The following is a 16973-nucleotide window of genomic DNA, read 5'->3' on the forward strand; positions in this document are numbered from 1 at the left end:
GTGACTTCACCATGATCTGACGTCACCGTTGTCGAGCCGGCCGGGCAGGAGCTTTCGTTCCTGCCCTTTCGCGTACGAGCAGCCGGCTCGACCCGGGCACCGGCCCCGGGTGCGGTCGGCGGAAGGATGCCCACCGTGACGACCCCGGAGAACCACCGGGTCATCGACCAGCGGATCGACCGTGTCGTACCGCTGACCACCCCAGCTCTGCTGCTGCACGAACTGCCCCTGGACGACGACCTGACGGCGGCCGTGCTGTCCGGCCGCCGGTCGGTCGGTCAGGTGCTCGACCGCACCGACGACCGGCTGCTGGTGGTGGTCGGGCCCTGCTCGGTGCACGATCCTGCCGCCGCCCTCGACTACGCGCAGCGGCTGCGCGCGGCGGCCGAGCGGGTCGATGAGGACCTGCTCGTCGTGATGCGGGTCTACTTCGAGAAGCCGCGTTCCACGGTTGGCTGGAAGGGGCTGATCAACGATCCGGGGCTGGACGGTTCCGGGGACGTCAACACGGGTCTGCGTCGAGCCCGGGCGCTGCTGCTCGACGTGCTGCGTCTCGGCCTGCCGGTGGGTTGCGAGTTCCTCGACCCGATCACCCCGCAGTACATCGCGGACACCGTCGCGTGGGGGGCGATCGGGGCGCGCACCGTGGAGAGCCAGGTGCACCGTCAGCTTGCCTCCGGGCTGTCCATGCCGATCGGCATGAAGAACCGTCCGGACGGCAGCATCGGCACCGCGGTCGACGCGATCCGGGCCGCCGGCGTGCCGCACGTCTTCCCCGGCATCGACGTCTCCGGCACGCCGGCGATCATGCACACCCGGGGCAACGCGGACGGCCACCTGGTGCTGCGGGGTGGCGGCGGCCGGCCGAACTACGACGCCGCGTCCGTGGCCGGTGCGCTGGACCTGCTGCGCGCCGCAGGGCTGCCGGAACGGCTGGTGGTGGACGCCAGCCACGCCAACAGCGGCAAGGACCACCGGAACCAGCCCGTGGTTGCCGCCGACGTGGCCGCACAGATCGCCGCCGGTCAGCGAGGCATCGTGGGGATCATGCTGGAGAGCTTCCTGGTACCGGGTCGACAGGACCTCGACCCCACCCGCGAACTCACCTACGGCCAGTCGGTCACCGACGCCTGCATCGGCTGGGACACCACCGACGAGGTGCTCGCCGAACTGGCCGCCGCCGTCCGCGCCCGCCGCGCCACCACCTCCCTCCCCACCCCCGCCTAACCGCCCCCCGCCCCCCGCCGACCCGTGTTGATCATGAGGTTAGCGACTGTGTTCGATCTCCACGGTGCCGCCAACCTCATGATCAACGCGGATGGGTGGGTGGGGGGTGGGGTGTTTTGGTGGGGTGGGGGCGGGTAGCTCAGGTGGGTGACCGATGACGTGCCCGTGACCGAGGCGCCCACCACGCAGGCTCGGCTGCCCGACAGCATCCTGGCCGACGTGCCCGTGGTCGACACCGCCGCGCTCGATCCGCCCACCACCGACCTGCCCGGCACGGCTGCCGCAGTCGGGGACGAGGTGGAGACCGAGGAGGTGGACACCCGTCCGCTCGACGAACTGCTCGACGACCTCTACCACGGTCAGGAGCGAATCAGTCAGGTGGACATCTACCGCCGCGCGGTCGCCGCGGAGCTGCCGGCGCAGCTGCTGTCCCGGCTCAACGCGTTGCCACAGGGCGAGTACGCGGTCGACGAGGTGACCGACCTGCTGGGTGGCTCGGCGGGCTGATCAGCCGGCCGGGACCGGCGACGAGGAGAGGAACACGATGACGCAGCGCGAGGAAGATCAGCACCCCCATCCGCCCGCGCTCGGCCAGCCGCCGGAGGGGACGGACACCCTGCCGGAACCCGACTTCGCCAACGAGCACGACCGCACCGCCGTCGACCGGGACATCATCACCGGCGCGGACGAGGACGAGCGGGAGCCGGAGTCGCCGCGCGGCTGGTCCGGAATGCAGCGCTGAATCGCGGTTCTGCCGCTGGTTGACGCCCGCGAGGTAGGCCAGGCAGGCAGCCCCAGGTCACCTGCCGTGCCGCCGGCATCCGGTCAGACAGCAGCAACGACGCGGCCGACCCGTCTCCCGGGTCGGCCGCGTCGTACGTACCGTCAATCCTTCTCGTCGCCACCCTCGGCCGCCTGCTGGGCCACCGCGTAGCCCATCTGCAGGAAGTCGGAGGCGGCCACCGCGGTCAGTGCCGTGGCGACGAGCCGGGTCAGTCGCGGCGCGAGCACCAGCCCGCCGGTGAGACCGGTGGCCACCCAGACGGCCAGGCAGAACGGGCAACTGAGCAGTTCCCCGATCGCATGGCGGGTGGAGCTGCCAGAATCGCGTACCTGCTCCATCACCTCGCCGCTGCCGATCGGCCGGTCGTAGCGCGTGAAGGGGGCCCGCAACGGACTGGTCACCGCATCCTTGGACAGCAATCGGCTGAGCTTGTGGGTGGCGATGGCGAGCAGCACCACGTCCGACGTGGCGGGTCGCTCGGGCACGCTCCGCCCGGTCACCTTCACCAGGCCGGCGATAGCGCCGGTCACCCCGGCGTAGGTGCCCATCGCCGCCAGGTAGCCACCGAGCGGGCGGTGCTCGTGCGGCGCATACGCCTGGCGCAACCGCGCCACCTTCTGCTTCAAGTCACTCACCCGGCCTCCTCTTCGGGTCACGCTACGATCCGCCGCAGTCCGGCGGGGGGTTCGATCGAGTCAGCCGGCCTGCAGGTTGTCCGCCACCTCGCGGGCAAGGCTGTTCAGCGCCTCGTCGGCGAGCTGGTCGACGTCCCCGCCACCGCCGCCGAGTTCCAGCCGGAGCCGGGAACCACCAGCGTCGACCGGCTCCACCTGTAGCTCGGCCGACCAGTCGGCGCCACGGGCCGTCCAGCGCGCCCGCAGTTGCCCGGCGTCGCCCTCCCGGGCCGGTTCACTCGACAGCAGCGGCTCCGGCAACCACGAGGAGATCCGGTCGGGGTCGGTGGCCGTGTTGAAGACGACCTCCGGGGGCGCGGACACCCCCCGTTCCGCGTACGCCATCACGCGTCCCGCAGCCGGCTCGGGTCGACCTCGCGCCCCGGGTGGCGAGCGAGGTACTCGGTCTCCAACTCGGCGGTACGCCGCAGGTGGTTGGCGAGCGCCGAGTCGGTGGCGTGGCGCAGCGTGTCCAGACGGGTGCGGTGCAGGCTCTGCATCTCCCGAATGAGATCCTCCTCGCCCAGCTCGGCGGGATCGATGCCGAGCATGTCGGCCTCGGGCGCGGGGGCCGGTGTCCGGTCGTCGCTCCACTCGGGAATCCGCTGCTCGGGGCTCACCTCCGTACCGCCGGCGGGAAATCCGTCCTGTCGTCCCGATGCCGTCATCTCGCCCCCTCGTCCGTCCTGGGCTGGCGTCTGTACGGTTGCCCGCCTCGGGTGTCGCCAAACCACGACGCACTACGACACCGCGTCGGAGAAGGCGGCCGGTTTCGGTACCCTCGTGACATGAAGCGGCTCTGGACCCCGGCGTGGATCGCTCGCCACGTGGCCATGGTCGTGCTGGTGACCACCTTTCTCGGTCTCGGTTGGTGGCAGGTCAGCCGGGCCGCCGCGGGCAACGCCATCAGCTGGGGTTACGCGGTGGAATGGCCGATCTTCGCGGGCTTCGTGGTCTTCGTCTGGTGGCGCGAGGTACGCCATGCGCTGCGCACGGGGCCGCCGACCGGGGACACGGTCGCGTCGGCGTCCGTCGGCCAGCCGGGCGAAGCCGTCGGGCCCGACGATGTGACCGCTCCCGACGCGATCGACGCCGAGCAGCCACGGACGGGGATCCGACGTCCGGTGCGGGTTGCCCGGGTCCCCGCCGGTCCCGGCGAGGACGACGCCGACCTGGCCGCCTACAACCGCTACCTGTCATGGTTGAACGCCAATCCGGGCGCGAAGCCCGGTGACTATCCCGGCTGAGCCGGGCCCGGAAGGACGGACGAGAAGTGCGCGCTGCCCTCACCCGCTACCGCGTGATCGCCTGGGTCGTCGGCGTGGTGCTGATCCTGCTGGTCGTGATCGGCATGCCGCTGAAGTACGGCTTCGACAACCCGGTCGTGGTGGAGACCGTGGGCCAGGCACACGGCTTCCTCTACATGGTTTACCTGGTCGCCGCGTTCGACCTGTCCCGCCGGGCCGACTGGCCACTCAAGCGCATGATCCTGGTGATGCTGGCCGGCACCGTGCCGTTCGTCTCCTTCTGGGCGGAGCGGCGGGTGAGCGCGCTGGTCACCGCCGAGCAGCGGGAGCGGGAGCGGGAACAGGCGCAGGCGCCCGAGCCGATCGCCGGTTAGCGACCCGCCCTCACCGTCGCGGTCGCCACGGGTCGGCACCGGCCAGCGGGTCCTCCCACCCGCCGTAGCTGTTCATCTCACGGGCTCGACGCAGTGCCCGGCTCACCTGGCCGAACTGCTGCTCGTCGTCGCTGCTGAACAGCAGTTCGTCGGTACCGGCCCGGCGGCCCCACAGCTCGTACGCCGGTGGCCGCCAGCGGTCGCCCGCCGCCGCGAGCAGCACCGGCACCAGGAACACGGCACCGAGCAGCAGGTACGCCCCGGCGGTGAGTCGTTGCAGCCCTCCGGTGAACCCCAGCAGCAGTCCCACCCCGCCGATCACCACCGTCGAGACCAGCACGGCCCGGGTCGCCGCCCGGTCGTGCGGCCCCCGGGTGCTGTGCAGATGGGTCAGCTCGGCGACGCGCCAGGTGCTGCGGCCGACCGTGAACCGGTCGACCGTGACGATGATCCCGGGCCGGGCGTAGAGCAACGTCGGCCCGGCGCCGGCGCCTCGGGGTGTTCGTGGCGTCCGCGTTGTCGCGCCATCAGGATTCACGCCCCCTCCTCCCACGGCTGGTGGCACCGGGTTGGCCTCCGTCGGCCCTGCGCATCGACGCCGGTTGGCGGGAATCCCGGTCGCGCGATTCATTGTGGGCCGTGCGCGCCACTCCGGCTGCGACGTTTCCGATGGTCAGAGGCTTGCGACCAACCGCCGTCGCCGGAAAGAGACCACCAAGTCCGGCTTGTCGGTCAAAACGTCCCGGCATCCGACGTCATATGCCGGGAGCGACCAGTCCGACATGTCGCCGATAACCTGCTTGACGCTGATTGCCACTGCGTGTTCCGCCACAGCACTCCCAGTGGTCCCGGCTTTCTCTGCGGATGACTCCCGTCCCGTACTAGGTTGGGCAGGTCGGCTCGGCCGGCCGCTGTCCACCAGGACGGCACCGGGCCGTCGCCGTCGCGGAGCCTCAGCCGCCCGCGCCGGCACCGGGAGAGGAGCATTCGGGCTCTTGTCGTCCCTGACGCACACGCCGCGCGCCCTGACGGTCGCCGCTCTCGCACTGGCGCTGCTCGTGCCGGCGACGGTGGCCCGGGCCGAACCTTCCCCCGCCGAACTGACCCGGCGGATCGAGAAGGCCTCCGTCGAGCTGGAACGTGTGGTGGAGGCCCACAACGAGCTGCGGGAGAAGATCAAGGAGAACCGGTCCGCGGTGGAGCGGTTGCAGGACCGGATCGGCCCGCTGGAGCAGCAGGCCGAACAGAGCCGGGCGGACGTCGGCGAGTTGGCGGTGACCGCGTACAAGACCGGCAACCTCGGCACCGTCGACGCGTTGCTGCACGGCGGTGACTCGACCTCCGTACTGGACCGGCTCGGCACGCTTGACCACCTGACCCGGCAACGGCAGGCCACCATCGCCAGCTACACCGCCGACCAGCGGCGACTGCTCGACGAGAAGACCCGGCTGGACGTCACGCTCAGCCGTCAGGCGGCGCAGTCGCGCGAGTTGTCGTCGGCGAAGAAACGGATCGAGCGCGATCTCGCCAAGCTCTACGAGATGCGCCGGGAGGCGTACGGCCGGGCAACCGAGCGACCGGCGAACCGAGCCAGCAACGCCCAGGACGCGCCGGCCGTCTCCGGCAAGGCCGGCGTCGCCGTCCGGTACGCCTACGGCGCGCTGGGCAAGCCGTACGGCTGGGGCCAGGACGGGCCGGGCAGCTACGACTGCTCCGGGCTGACCTCGGCCGCCTGGCGGGCGGCAGGCCGATCCCTGCCGCACAACACCCGGATGCAGTGGGGCGTGGTGGCCCACATCAGTCGCAGTGAGCTGCGCCCCGGCGACCTCGTCTTCTACCGGAGCCTGGGCCACATGGCCATCTACGTGGGCGACGGGCAGGTCATCCACGCACCGACCTTCGGCCGCAACGTGGAGAAGCGACCCGTGGACCTGATGCCACCGTACGGTTACGGTCGGGTGCGTTGAGCCACCGGTCGTGAGGTGCCGTTGTGGGCGGCGTCCGACAAGGAAGAACGGCGAACGGCCGGCGTCCCGGTAGACGCCGGCCGTTCGCCGTTGTTGTCGCCTGATCAGGCCGCTTGCAGGCCCTCCGCTCGGGCCAGCTCGCGGAGCCGGCCGAGCGCCTGGATCTCCAACTGCCGGATCCGTTCCCGGGACAGCGAGAACCGCGAAGCCACCTCGGTCAACGAGTGCTCCCGGCCGTCCTCCAGCCCGTACCGGGCCCGCATGATGCCGGCCGAACGGTCATCCAGGTGGTTGAGCAGCCCTTCGATCCGCTGCCGCTCCAACCCGGTGAGCACGATCTCCTCCGGGGAGGGTGCGTCGCTGTCGGCGACCAGGTCACCGAGGTTGGTGTCGCCGTCGTCGCCGACGGGCGTGTCCAGCGAAACGGTGTCCTGCGACCAGCGGACCAGTTCGTTGACCCGCTCGACGGTCACCCCCAGCGCCGCCGCGATCTGCTCCGGCTCCGGGTCGCCGCCCAGCTCGCGGGTGAGCTGCCGGGCCACGTTACGCATCCGGTTGACGTCCTCCACCAGGTGCACCGGCAGCCGCACGGTGCGCTCCTGCTGGGCGATCGCCCGGCTGATCGCCTGGCGGATCCACCACGTCGCATAGGTCGAGAACTTGTAGCCACGCTCGTAGTCGAACTTCTCGACCGCCCGGACCAGACCGGTGTTGCCCTCCTGGATGAGGTCCAACATGGGCATGCCGGAGCGGACGTAACGTCGGGCGATCGACACGACCAGTCGCAGGTTGGCCCGGATGAACAGGTCCTTGGCCCGCTCCCCGTCGGCGATCAGCCGTTCCAGTTCCTCCCGGGTCGCCCCGTCGGGGACGCGGTCCTCGCCCAGCAGGTGCTCGGCGTACAGGCCGGCCTCGATGGCCTTGGAGAGGTCGACCTCCTTGGCGGCGTCCAGCAGCGGCGTCCGGGAGATCTCGTGCAGGTAGACTCCGACCAGGTCGCGTTCCTCGGCGACCTCGTCAGTTCGCATTCCGATGTTCTTGTCCACGGTGCCCACGGTCCCCTCGCTCGCGCCGGTTGCCCGGTTCCTTGCCATCCCCACGCCCATCAGCCCTCCCCCGTAACCTCCGCTGTGCCCATCGGTGCTGACATCTACACAACAGATGAGACGTGTCGGGGATTCCATGTCGTGGGTCGAAAGTGTCACGAATGCCTGATAATCAGCTGAGAGCAGCGTCCACGTTTGCTGTCAGCACCCTGCCTGGCTGTCGTCGGCAGGAACCCCGTGAGGTCGACGGATCGACGGATCGCCGTCCGTTCCGGTCCATGGCAGCACTGCCCGGCCGATAGGCACAGCGACCCGGGTCACCAGCGTGCTGCGATCCTGGTCACTGCCTGATACGCGTACGTGGACCGCTCGGTTCATCCACGCCGGTGGTAATACCCCACGCCCTGATGAACAATCCGCGCCCCGGTCCTATGCCCGCCGCGGCCAGGGCTCCGGCCGGCTGTCGCGTTCCTGACCCAGCGCCGCGTTCGTGGCAACCGGGTGGCGAGTGGCCGGGCGCGCCATGAGGGCCGTCGAGAGGCCGTTCCGGACGATCGTCCGGCCGGTGCCTCCTTGGGTGGCGATCCCGTGCCGCGCCGGCTTCAGCCGTCACGCCCGCTTCCGGCCGGAGTCCTCCGGGTGGGTCTCACGGTCCGCCGATCGGGCATCGCACTAACCTCAGGTCATGGCGAATCGCAGTGTGTTGGTCACCGGGGCCACGGGCGGACTGGGCACGGCGGTCAGCGCCGCGTTCGTGGCGGCCGGGTGGCGAGTGGTCGCGCCCCAACGCCGGCAACCGGACCCGCTGCGCGGACCTGAGGCCAACGCTCCCGTCCGGATGGTCGCGGACCTGACCGACCCGCAGGACGTCGCCCGGGTGGCCGAGGTGGCGGCCGGAGATCCCGAGGCACCGCTACGCGCCGTGGTCAACCTCGTCGGCGGATACGCCAGCGGCGGTCTGGTGCACGAGACGCCGGTCGAGGACTTCGAACGGATGCTCACCCTCAACCTCCGCCCGACCCATCTGGTCACCCGGGCCGCGCTGCCCCACCTGATCGCCGCCGGTGGTGGCGCGGTCGTCTGCGTGGCTGCCCGGGCGGCGGTCGCGCCCTTCCCGGGAGTCGGCGGCTACGTCACCGCGAAGGCCGCCGTGCTCGGCTTCGCCGCCGCGGTGGCGGTGGAGTACAAGGCGGCCGGAGTCCGCTGCAACACGGTGCTGCCCAGCGTCATCGACACCCCGACCAACCGCGGCGCGATGCCGGACGCCGATCACAGCCGATGGGTGGACCCGGCCGAGATCGCCTCGGTGATCCGCTTCCTCGCGTCGGACGAGTCGGCGCCCACCAGCGGTGCCGCCGTACCCGTCTACGGACGGGCTTGAAGCGGCACCAGTTCCGTCACCGGTGCCGCGACGTCGGTCGGCTCGCCTCCGGCTGCCAGCCAGGCGTTCAGGTGCCCACGGATCTCCCGGGCGATCTCCTCGGCCGGGAGATCCGCGTTGACCGGCACGAACGTCGGATACTCCGGCAGCGTGCGGTAGGCCAGGTCAGCGGCGGCCAGGAAGCCGAGGCTCTCGTGGTCGGTGCCCCTGCGCTCGATCCGCCGGTACGCCTCGATCGGCTCGACGGTCAGCAGGAACGTCACCTGCGGTCGGGGGAAGAGTCGGTAGGCGGCCCGGACCAGCCGCTCCCAGCGGTGCCCGTCATGAGCCCGCAGGCTGGCGTACTGGCAGGCGGCATAGCGGTCCATCACCGCGACCCGTCCGCTGAACAAGCCACCGACAAGCGTCATCGCGATGGCCAACCAGCGCAGCACGGACTCCGCCAAAAGCATTCCGTCCCGGCCGAGGAGGCTCTGGGCATCCGGCCGACCGAGTCGGTGCGCCGCCCGGCCGAGCCAGCGCCGTCCACCCGCGTTGCGGTGATAGGTGGCCGGTAAGCCGGCTGCGGTGAGTGACTCGGCGAGCCGATACGCCTGGGTGGTCTTGCCCGAGCCGTCGATGCCGATCAGGGCCACGGTGCGAAGCCGGCCCCGGGCACAGCGGACTCCCGTCGTAGCGGGCGCTCCCATCGATCTGGCCACCCTGGAAAGGTTATCCGACGAGCGCACGAGGGTGCACCATAGATCCGGTTTGAACCCCTTTCGTCCCCTTGCGCGCGCGGCGCAGGTGTGGACGACCGGAATGCCGGGTACCGATCGGAGATCCCACCGGTGGCACCCCCGACGAATCGACGGGAGAGGCGAGATGGCCGAGCGCGACGACGAGACTCTCCTACACACCCTCAAGAAGGTCGCCGCCGTGCTCAAACAGTCCGAGATCCCGTTCGCTCTCGGCGGCAGCTTCGCCGTCTACGCGCACGGCGGGCACTCCAGCGAGCACGACGTCGACTTCCTCATCCGCGAGTCCGACGTCGAAGCCGCGTTGGAGGCGCTGGGGCAGGCCGGTTTCACCGCCGAGCGGCCCCCGGAGGACTGGCTGGTCAAGGTCTACGACGGCGGTCGGATGGTGGACCTGATCCACCGCCCGGTCGAGACGCCGGTGACCGAGGAGACCTTCACCGACACGGTCGTACGGCCGGTGGACGCCATCCACATGCCCGTGCTGTCGGCCACCCAACTGATGGTGCACAAGCTGCTCAGCTTCTCCCAGCACTACTGCGATTTCGCTCGGGGGCTGCCGCTGGCCCGCTCGCTGCGTGAGCAGATCGACTGGGAACGGGTACGCAAGGAGACGCAGCACTCGCCGTACGCGGAGTCGTTCCTGGTGCTGCTGGACAGGCTGGACGTCGTGCCGCTCTCCGGCACGGCCGACGGGAAGGGGAGAACGTGACCGCGCACCTCGACTCCGGCGCCGGTCCGCCCGACGAGTACGTCGAGGCGGAGATCCACCGGCTGCTCACCGAAGATCCGGCCGTTGCCGAACAGGGAATCACCGTGGTCCGCACCGAACGCGCTCTCGTGCTGCACGGGGAGGTCGAGAGCGCGCACCGGCGGGAGGAGATCCTGCGCCGGGTGGCCGATCGCTTCCCGGACGTTCCGATCAGCAGTGACATCGGGGTGATCCGCGCGCAGGCGCCCACGGAGATCGAGCAACTGCCCTGAGGGAGGTTCGATGGTTATCCGGATCGCCGCCGTGGGCGACGTGCATCTGGACGAGGACGTGGTCGGCCGATTTCGGCCGGCCCTGGAACAACTGCCGGGCAGCGTCGACGCGCTGCTGCTCGCCGGCGACCTGACCCGGCACGGCACCGAGGCCGAGGCCCGCTGCGTGGCCCAGGAGTTCGGTGGTCTGGGTGTACCGGTGATCGCCGTACTGGGCAACCACGATCATCAGTGCGACCAGGTGCCCCAGGTGGTGGGGACGCTGGAGGAGGCGGGCATCACCGTGCTGGAGGGCGACGGGGTGGTGCTGGACTGCCCGGGTGGCCGCCTCGGCGTCGCCGGGGTGAAGGGCTTCGGTGGCGGTTTCGCCGGCCGGTGCGCCAGCGACTTCGGCGAGCCGGAGATGAAGGCGTTCGTACGCACCACTACCGAGAGCGCCGACCGGTTGAGTGAGGCGTTGCGCTCGCTGGACTGTGACGTGCTGGTGGCACTCACCCACTACGCCCCGGTGCCGGACACCCTGGCCGGAGAGCCGCTGGAGATCTACCCGTTTCTCGGCTGCTACCAGCTGGGGCAGGCCGTCGACGCCGCGCCGACCGCACTCGCCCTGCACGGGCACGCCCACCACGGCTCCGAACGCGGCACGACCCCGGGCGGGGTACGCGTACGCAACGTGGCCCATCCAGTGATCAAGCAGGCATACAGCGTCTTCCAGCTGGGCGATCACCTTGATCAGAGTGAGGTTTCCGGAGTCGCCGCCGGGGGTATTCAGCAACCATGGAGCTGATTCTCTGGATTCTCGCAGTCGTACTGGTGGTCGCCGGAATTCTCGCGCTGTTCCGCCGGCAGATCCTCTGGGGCATCGTCCTCATCGTTGTTGGGCTGCTCGTCGGCCCGGGTGGGGTCAGCATCTTCAATTGACCTGGCGGCGCAGGGCGCCGCTCACCGGACCCGCCGGGGTCGTCGCGCCCGGTACTCCGTCCTCCCGACAGGAGTTACCGGACGCGGCGACCCCGGCGTGCTTGTCGTCAGCCGGTTGGGGGACCGTGCCCGCCCCGCGCTGCGGCCGGCCCAGGCGGGCCGTTCAAAACGGTACGGGCAGCTAGGCCCGGCAGGTTTGCCGCCGCCACTCAGCGGAGAACCACCTACCATGCGGACGAGTGCGGAACAGACCCGACGGAACGGCGCCGGCAAGTGGTGGGCGCTCGCCGGTTTCGCGGTGGCCGTGCTGGCCGCCGCCGTGATCGGCAACCTGGCCGCGTCGGGCGCCGCCGACCAGTACGCGAACCTCGACCGGCCCGCGTGGTCGCCGCCGTCCTGGCTGTTCGGCCCGGTCTGGACCGTCCTCTACCTGACGATCGCGGTCGCCGCCTGGCTGGTCTGGCGCCGGGTGGGCTTCGGTGCGGCCCTCGGCGCGTGGGCGGTCCAACTCGTCCTCAACGCCGCCTGGACGCCGCTTTTCTTCGCCGGCGACCGGTATGGGCTGGCGTTCGCCGAAATCGTCCTGCTGTGGCTGGCGATCGGTGTGACCGTCCTGCTGTTCGCCCGGGCGAACCGGGTGGCGGCGGTACTGCTGCTGCCCTACTGGGCGTGGGTGACCTTCGCTGCGGCCCTCAACTACTCGATCTGGCAGCTGAACGGCTGACCGACCCTGGTCCGACGGCGGGCCAGCGACGGCGGGGACAGCGCCGGCAGCGCCGGCCCGGCAGTGGTGCTCCGCTGCCCGCCAGCCAACCTCCGCCGAAGAGAATTTCCACCGCCCCGGTCCATCAGCGGGAGGATCCGCTGATAGACAGGGCTCTTTCCCGCAGATGGGCGTGGATCCTTGGCCTCTCGCCAGGTTTCCGGATTGTTACTCGCTCGTGTCCCTCCAGGGGTGGACCCCAGGGAGATGCAAGCGCTTACATGTGAAAACGCCCATCGGACCGGCGCCAGGTCAACCGGACGCGATCCCGGCCGGCGCCGGACAGGAAGGAGGACGGCATGGCGGTCTCTGCCAGGCCACGCCAGGCCCTCGCGATCGTTGGCGCGATCGGACTGGCACTCAGCGCCACCGCTTGCGGCACCGGAAGCAGCAGCAACGGCGGCAGCAGCAACGCCGATTCCGCGGAGTGCGCCCCGTACGAGGACTACCAGGGCCACGAAGGCAAGACGGTCAACATCTACTCGTCGATCCGAGACATCGAGGCCGACCGCCTGGCGGAGTCCTGGAAGCAGTTCGAGGACTGCACCGGCATCACGATCAATCACGAGGGAAGCGGCGAGTTCGAGGCTCAGCTCCCCGTACGGGTCGACGGCGGCAACGCCCCCGACCTGGCCTTCGTCCCCCAGCCCGGCCTGCTCGCCCGGTTCGCCGAGCGCAACCAGCTGAAGCCGGCCAGCGCCGAGACCAAGGCGATGGCCGAGCAGAACTACTCGCCGGACTGGCTGAAGTACAGCACCGTCAACGGCACCTTCTACGGCGCGCCGCTCGGGTCGAACGTGAAGTCGTTCGTCTGGTACTCGCCGAAGATGTTCCAGGAGAACGGCTGGACCGTCCCGACCACCTGGGACCAGATGATCCAGCTCAGCGACACGATCGCCCAGAGCGACGTCAAGCCGTGGTGCGCCGGCATCGAGTCCGGTGACGCCACCGGCTGGCCGGCCACCGACTGGATCGAAGACGTGATGCTGCGGACGCAGACCCCCGAGGTCTACGACCAGTGGACCACGCACGAGATCCCCTTCAACGACCCGCGGGTCGCGGAGGCGCTGGACCGGGCCGGCACGATCCTGAAGAACGACAAGTACGTCAACGGTGGCTTCGGTGGGGTGCGCAGCATCGCCACCACCTCCTTCCAGGAGGCGGGCGTGCCGATCACGCAGGGCAAGTGCGCGCTGCACCGGCAGGCCTCCTTCTACGCCAACCAGTGGCCTGAGGGCACCCGGGTGGCCGAGGACGGCGACGTCTTCGCCTTCTACTTCCCGGCCATCGACCCGGCCAAGGGCAAGCCGGTGCTGGGCGGCGGCGAGTTCGTGACGGCCTTCGCCGACCGTCCCGAGGTGCAGGCGGTGCAGACGTACCTCGCCTCCGGCGAGTACGCCAACAGCCGCGCGAAGATCGGCGACTGGGTGTCCGCGAACAACAAGGTCGACCTGGCCAACGTCGCCAACCCGATCGACAAGCTGTCGGTGGAGATCCTCCAGGACGACAGCACGGTCTTCCGGTTCGACGGTTCCGACCTGATGCCCGCCGCCGTCGGCGCCGGGACCTTCTGGAAGGGCATGGTCGATTGGATCAACGGCGGGAACACCGCCAGCGTCCTGCAGGGTATCGAGAGCAGCTGGAAGTAATTCCGGTGGTGGGCCGGTCCGCGTTCGCGGGCCGGCCCACCGGCTCTACCGAGGACCCGGGGAGGGTTGATGGACTTCGACTTTGCCGAGCAGGCACCCAAACTGATGATGCTGCTGTGGGGGTTGGTCGCCTTCGCGGTGGTGGTGGGCGGCCTGCTGGTGCTGCTCGACGCGGTGCCGGCCTTCTTCGCGCGGCGACGCGAGGCGCGATTCGTGGCCGCCTCCGCCAGCGGAGCACCGCTGCCTCAGGGGCGGCCCAGATCCCGTGAAGGGCTGTTCGCCACGTTCTTCCTGTTGCCGACGGTGGTGCTGCTGCTGATCGGCCTGGTCGTACCGGCGCTGCGGACCACCCTGCTGTCCTTCATGGACGGCGGCAGCCAGAACTTCGTGGGCCTGGACAACTACCGCTGGATGTTCGCCGACGACTCGATCGTCCGGGTGCTGCTCAACACCCTGGTCTGGGTGACCCTGGTTCCGCTTGTCGCCACCTCGATCGGCCTGATCTACGCGGTGCTTGTCGACAAGGCCCGGCTGGAGGCGGTGGCCAAGTCGCTGATCTTCATGCCGATGGCGATCTCGTTCGTCGGCGCCAGCATCATCTGGAAGTTCGTGTACGCCTTCCGGAGCGAGGAACAGGAACAGATCGGTCTGCTCAACCAGATCGTGGTCAGCCTCGGCGGCGAACCCCGACAGTGGCTGCTCGACTCGCCGCTGAACACGCTGCTGCTGATCGTGATCATGGTGTGGATCCAGGCCGGTTTCGCGATGGTGGTGCTGTCTGCGGCGATCAAGGCGATCCCGGCCGACATCGTCGAGGCCGCCCGCCTCGACGGGGTGAGCCCGTGGCAGATGTTCTGGCAGATCACCCTGCCGAGCATCCGGCCGGCGCTGATCGTGGTGGTGGTCACCATCTCGATCGCCACGCTGAAGGTCTTCGACATCGTCCGCACCTCGACCAACGGCAACTACGACACCAGCGTGATCGCCAACGAGATGTACAACCAGGCGTTCCGGTACGGCCAGAACGGGCAGGGTTCCGCGCTCGCGGTCTTCCTCTTCGTCCTGGTGATCCCCATCGTGATCTTCCAGATCCGCAACCTGCGTCAGCAGCGACGGGAGGGCTGAGATGACCACCACCACTCCCCCGGTCGCCGCCGGAGCACAGGAGACCAGCGGCCGGCCGACCCGTGCGGCGCGGGTACGCAAGCGGCTGAACACCCACACCGCGACGATGGTCGCCATCGTCATCGCGGTCGTCTGGACCATCCCCACCTTCGGTCTGCTGGTCTCCTCGTTTCGGCCGGAGAACCAGATCAAGACCACCGGCTGGTGGACGTTCTTCCGCGATCCGGAGTTCACCCTCCAGAACTACCAGGAGGTGCTGTTCGGGCAGTCCGCCTCGTCCGGGCAGCTCGCCAGCTACTTCGTCAACTCGTTGGTGATCACCCTGCCGGCGGTGCTGTTCCCGCTCGCCTTCGCGGCCCTGGCCGCGTACGCGCTGGCCTGGATCAACTTCCGGGGCCGGGACTGGGTGTACATCGCCATCTTCGCGCTTCAGATCGTGCCGCTGCAGATGGCCCTGGTGCCGCTGCTGAGCTTCTTCTCGCGCGGAGTCAGCCTGGGCGGCATCACCCTGATGCCCGCCTGGAACCTCGACGGCGCGCAGAACTTCGCCCAGGTGTGGTTCGCGCACACCTGCTTCGCGCTGCCGTTCGCCGTGTACCTGCTGCACAACTTCATCTCGCAACTACCGAAGGATCTGATGGAGGCGGCCCGGGTCGACGGGGCCACCCACCCGAAGATCTTCCGCACCATCGTGCTGCCCCTGGTTGCCCCGGCGTTGGCCGCGTTCGGCATCTTCCAGTTCCTCTGGGTCTGGAACGACCTGCTGGTCGGGCTCATCTTCGCCGGTGGCAGCGACGTCACCGCGCCACTCACGGTTCGCCTCGCCGAACTGGCCGGTACCCGGGGCAACGAGTGGCAACGGTTGACCGCCGGAGCGTTCGTCTCGATCGTCGTACCGCTGATCGTGTTCCTGTCCTTGCAGCGCTACTTCGTTCGTGGGCTGCTCGCCGGCAGCGTCAAGGGTTGATCCGCCGTGGTGCCGCCGCCCGCGGGCGGCGGCACCAGGCGGGACGTGAGCGGGGTGTCACGTGACGAGGATCGACGACGTCGCCCGGCTGGCCGGCGTCTCCACGGCCACCGTCTCCCGGGCGCTGCGCGGGCTGCCCACCGTGTCGGCGGCGACCCGCAGCCGGGTGCTCGCCGCCGCCGAGCAGTTGCAGTACGCCGTGTCACCCAGTGCCTCGCGACTGGCCGGCGGCCGGACCGGCACCGTGGCGGTGGTGGTTCCCCGGATCACCCGGTGGTTCTTCGGCGTGGTCGTCGAGGCGGCGGAGGACTTTTTCCACCGGGCCGGATACGACCTGCTGCTCCACAACCTGGGTGGGCGGGAGCAGAATCGGCAACGCGTCCTGCACGCCACCCACCTGCACAAGCGGGTGGATGCGATCATGCTGGTCGCGACTCCGCTACGGGCCACCGACGTGACCGCGCTGGCGGCACTGGACCTGCCCGGCGTCACCATCAGCTCCGGTACCACAGTGCCCGGCTGGCCCTGCGTACGCATCGACGACGTGGCGGCGGCGCGGACCGCCACCCGGCATCTGCTCGATCTCGGGCATCGGCGGATCGCGCACATCTCCGGCGATCCCGACGACGAACTCGCCTTCAGCGCCCACCTGGATCGACGCCGGGGGCATCAGGAGGCGTTGCGCGCGGCCGGGTTGCAGCCGGACCCGAGCCTCGACGTGGAATCCAGTTTCGACATCGCCGGTGGCACCCGGGCCACCGAGGAACTCCTCCGCCGAGGCGACCCGCCGACGGCCATCTTCGCCGCCTGCGACGAGATGGCGATGGGTGCGCTGACCGCGCTGCGCGACGCCGGCCTGCGGGTTCCCCAGGACGTCAGCGTGATCGGCATCGACGACCACGCCCTCTCCGGGGTACTCGGGTTGAGCACCATCGCCCAACCGGCGGTGGAGCAGGGTCGGCTGGCCGCGCAGTTGCTGCTCGACCCGCTCTGCGGACGGGCCGGCGACGCCAACATGATCAAACAGGATTCGTCGGTGATCCTGAACACTCGGCTGGTCGTGCGTGATTCGACCGCGCCCGTCCGGGCACACTGAACGGCAGCCAGCACGCCGTCCGGCCGGCCGG

22 protein-coding genes are annotated in these 16973 nt (G+C 69.9%); 16 read left to right on the top strand and 6 right to left on the bottom strand.

Going from position 1 to position 16973, the window contains the following annotated elements:
* Window positions 1–126 precede the first annotated feature (126 nt).
* From ACN26Z_RS25605 to ACN26Z_RS25615, 3 genes are all read left to right on the top strand, one after another.
* Window positions 127–1227: a 3-deoxy-7-phosphoheptulonate synthase gene (locus ACN26Z_RS25605; RefSeq protein WP_421463692.1), complete on the top strand. Its 1101-nt coding sequence runs from the start codon at window positions 127–129 to the stop codon at window positions 1225–1227.
* A gap of 264 nt (window positions 1228–1491) precedes the next feature.
* Window positions 1492–1734, top strand: coding sequence for a hypothetical protein (locus ACN26Z_RS25610; protein WP_373870692.1), 243 nt, complete (start codon window positions 1492–1494; stop codon window positions 1732–1734).
* Window positions 1735–1771: 37 nt separating this feature from the next.
* Entirely contained in the window at window positions 1772–1969 is a 198-nt protein-coding gene (locus ACN26Z_RS25615; protein WP_093410663.1) for a hypothetical protein, read from the top strand.
* A 143-nt stretch (window positions 1970–2112) separates the two neighbouring features.
* On the opposite strand, the gene ACN26Z_RS25620 is transcribed toward ACN26Z_RS25615, so the two are convergent.
* Genes ACN26Z_RS25620 through ACN26Z_RS25630 form a run of 3 tightly spaced genes read right to left on the bottom strand, consistent with a single transcriptional unit; the run spans window position 2113 to window position 3353 of the window.
* Complete coding sequence (locus ACN26Z_RS25620; RefSeq protein ID WP_093410504.1) at window positions 2113–2646, bottom strand: DUF1360 domain-containing protein; 534 nt, start codon at window positions 2644–2646, stop codon at window positions 2113–2115.
* 60 nt (window positions 2647–2706) lie between these two features.
* Window positions 2707–3030, bottom strand: a complete 324-nt coding sequence (locus ACN26Z_RS25625; RefSeq protein WP_421463694.1) for a hypothetical protein — start codon at window positions 3028–3030, stop codon at window positions 2707–2709.
* Complete coding sequence (locus ACN26Z_RS25630) at window positions 3030–3353, bottom strand: DUF6158 family protein (RefSeq protein ID WP_421463696.1); 324 nt, start codon at window positions 3351–3353, stop codon at window positions 3030–3032. Before ACN26Z_RS25630 ends, ACN26Z_RS25625 begins: the two co-directional genes overlap by 1 nt.
* A 120-nt stretch (window positions 3354–3473) precedes the next feature.
* Here ACN26Z_RS25630 and ACN26Z_RS25635 point away from each other — a divergent pair, with 120 nt between their 5' ends.
* Both ACN26Z_RS25635 and ACN26Z_RS25640 read left to right on the top strand, forming a co-directional pair.
* Complete coding sequence (locus ACN26Z_RS25635; protein WP_282237055.1) at window positions 3474–3932, top strand: hypothetical protein; 459 nt, start codon at window positions 3474–3476, stop codon at window positions 3930–3932.
* Between the two features lie 26 nt (window positions 3933–3958).
* A complete protein-coding gene (locus ACN26Z_RS25640; RefSeq protein ID WP_421463699.1) occupies window positions 3959–4306 on the top strand; it encodes a DUF3817 domain-containing protein in 348 nt (115 codons plus the stop codon).
* 10 nt (window positions 4307–4316) lie between these two features.
* Here the strand turns inward: ACN26Z_RS25640 and ACN26Z_RS25645 are convergent, their stop codons facing one another.
* Window positions 4317–4844 carry a DUF6232 family protein gene (locus ACN26Z_RS25645; RefSeq protein ID WP_282237053.1) on the bottom strand — a complete coding sequence of 176 codons (528 nt, stop codon included), beginning with the start codon at window positions 4842–4844 and terminating at the stop codon, window positions 4317–4319.
* A gap of 457 nt (window positions 4845–5301) precedes the next feature.
* Here ACN26Z_RS25645 and ACN26Z_RS25650 point away from each other — a divergent pair, with 457 nt between their 5' ends.
* Window positions 5302–6273: an NlpC/P60 family protein gene (locus tag ACN26Z_RS25650; RefSeq protein WP_421463701.1), complete on the top strand. Its 972-nt coding sequence runs from the start codon at window positions 5302–5304 to the stop codon at window positions 6271–6273.
* A gap of 104 nt (window positions 6274–6377) precedes the next feature.
* Here ACN26Z_RS25650 and ACN26Z_RS25655 read toward each other — a convergent pair whose 3' ends face one another.
* Window positions 6378–7367, bottom strand: a complete 990-nt coding sequence (locus ACN26Z_RS25655) for a sigma-70 family RNA polymerase sigma factor (protein ID WP_204010848.1) — start codon at window positions 7365–7367, stop codon at window positions 6378–6380.
* Between the two features lie 637 nt (window positions 7368–8004).
* Between ACN26Z_RS25655 and ACN26Z_RS25660 the strand changes: the two genes are divergently transcribed.
* Window positions 8005–8700: an SDR family NAD(P)-dependent oxidoreductase gene (locus tag ACN26Z_RS25660; RefSeq protein ID WP_282237051.1), complete on the top strand. Its 696-nt coding sequence runs from the start codon at window positions 8005–8007 to the stop codon at window positions 8698–8700.
* Here the strand turns inward: ACN26Z_RS25660 and ACN26Z_RS25665 are convergent.
* Window positions 8685–9389 (bottom strand): dTMP kinase, encoded by a 705-nt coding sequence (locus tag ACN26Z_RS25665; protein ID WP_282237050.1) that lies wholly within the window; start codon window positions 9387–9389, stop codon window positions 8685–8687. The genes ACN26Z_RS25660 and ACN26Z_RS25665 overlap by 16 nt on opposite strands.
* Before the next feature lie 112 nt (window positions 9390–9501).
* Here ACN26Z_RS25665 and ACN26Z_RS25670 point away from each other — a divergent pair, with 112 nt between their 5' ends.
* The 9 genes from ACN26Z_RS25670 (at window position 9502) to ACN26Z_RS25710 (ending at window position 16942) form a co-directional block, all read left to right on the top strand.
* Window positions 9502–10149 (top strand): nucleotidyltransferase family protein, encoded by a 648-nt coding sequence (locus tag ACN26Z_RS25670; protein ID WP_282101349.1) that lies wholly within the window; start codon window positions 9502–9504, stop codon window positions 10147–10149.
* Entirely contained in the window at window positions 10146–10421 is a 276-nt protein-coding gene (locus ACN26Z_RS25675) for a hypothetical protein (RefSeq protein ID WP_093410528.1), read from the top strand. Before ACN26Z_RS25670 ends, ACN26Z_RS25675 begins: the two co-directional genes overlap by 4 nt.
* A gap of 10 nt (window positions 10422–10431) precedes the next feature.
* Window positions 10432–11208 carry a metallophosphoesterase family protein gene (locus ACN26Z_RS25680; RefSeq protein WP_093410530.1) on the top strand — a complete coding sequence of 259 codons (777 nt, stop codon included), beginning with the start codon at window positions 10432–10434 and terminating at the stop codon, window positions 11206–11208.
* Window positions 11199–11342 (top strand): GPGG-motif small membrane protein, encoded by a 144-nt coding sequence (locus ACN26Z_RS25685; protein ID WP_007464364.1) that lies wholly within the window; start codon window positions 11199–11201, stop codon window positions 11340–11342. The genes ACN26Z_RS25680 and ACN26Z_RS25685 overlap by 10 nt, the downstream gene beginning before the upstream one ends.
* Window positions 11343–11571: 229 nt before the next feature.
* Window positions 11572–12066 (top strand): TspO/MBR family protein, encoded by a 495-nt coding sequence (locus tag ACN26Z_RS25690; protein ID WP_421463705.1) that lies wholly within the window; start codon window positions 11572–11574, stop codon window positions 12064–12066.
* A gap of 338 nt (window positions 12067–12404) precedes the next feature.
* Entirely contained in the window at window positions 12405–13754 is a 1350-nt protein-coding gene (locus tag ACN26Z_RS25695) for an ABC transporter substrate-binding protein (protein WP_421463707.1), read from the top strand.
* Window positions 13755–13823: 69 nt separating this feature from the next.
* A complete protein-coding gene (locus tag ACN26Z_RS25700) occupies window positions 13824–14879 on the top strand; it encodes a carbohydrate ABC transporter permease (RefSeq protein WP_421463709.1) in 1056 nt (351 codons plus the stop codon).
* Between the two features lies 1 nt (window position 14880).
* Window positions 14881–15846, top strand: a complete 966-nt coding sequence (locus ACN26Z_RS25705; protein ID WP_093410538.1) for a carbohydrate ABC transporter permease — start codon at window positions 14881–14883, stop codon at window positions 15844–15846.
* Between the two features lie 61 nt (window positions 15847–15907).
* On the top strand, window positions 15908–16942 hold the full coding sequence (locus tag ACN26Z_RS25710) for a LacI family DNA-binding transcriptional regulator (protein ID WP_282237047.1): 1035 nt from the start codon (window positions 15908–15910) through the stop codon (window positions 16940–16942).
* The last annotated feature ends 31 nt before the right edge of the window (window positions 16943–16973 follow it).

This window comes from Verrucosispora sp. WMMD703, assembly GCF_049178935.1.
In the GTDB taxonomy this organism is placed as follows: Bacteria; Actinomycetota; Actinomycetes; order Mycobacteriales; family Micromonosporaceae; genus Micromonospora; species Micromonospora sediminimaris.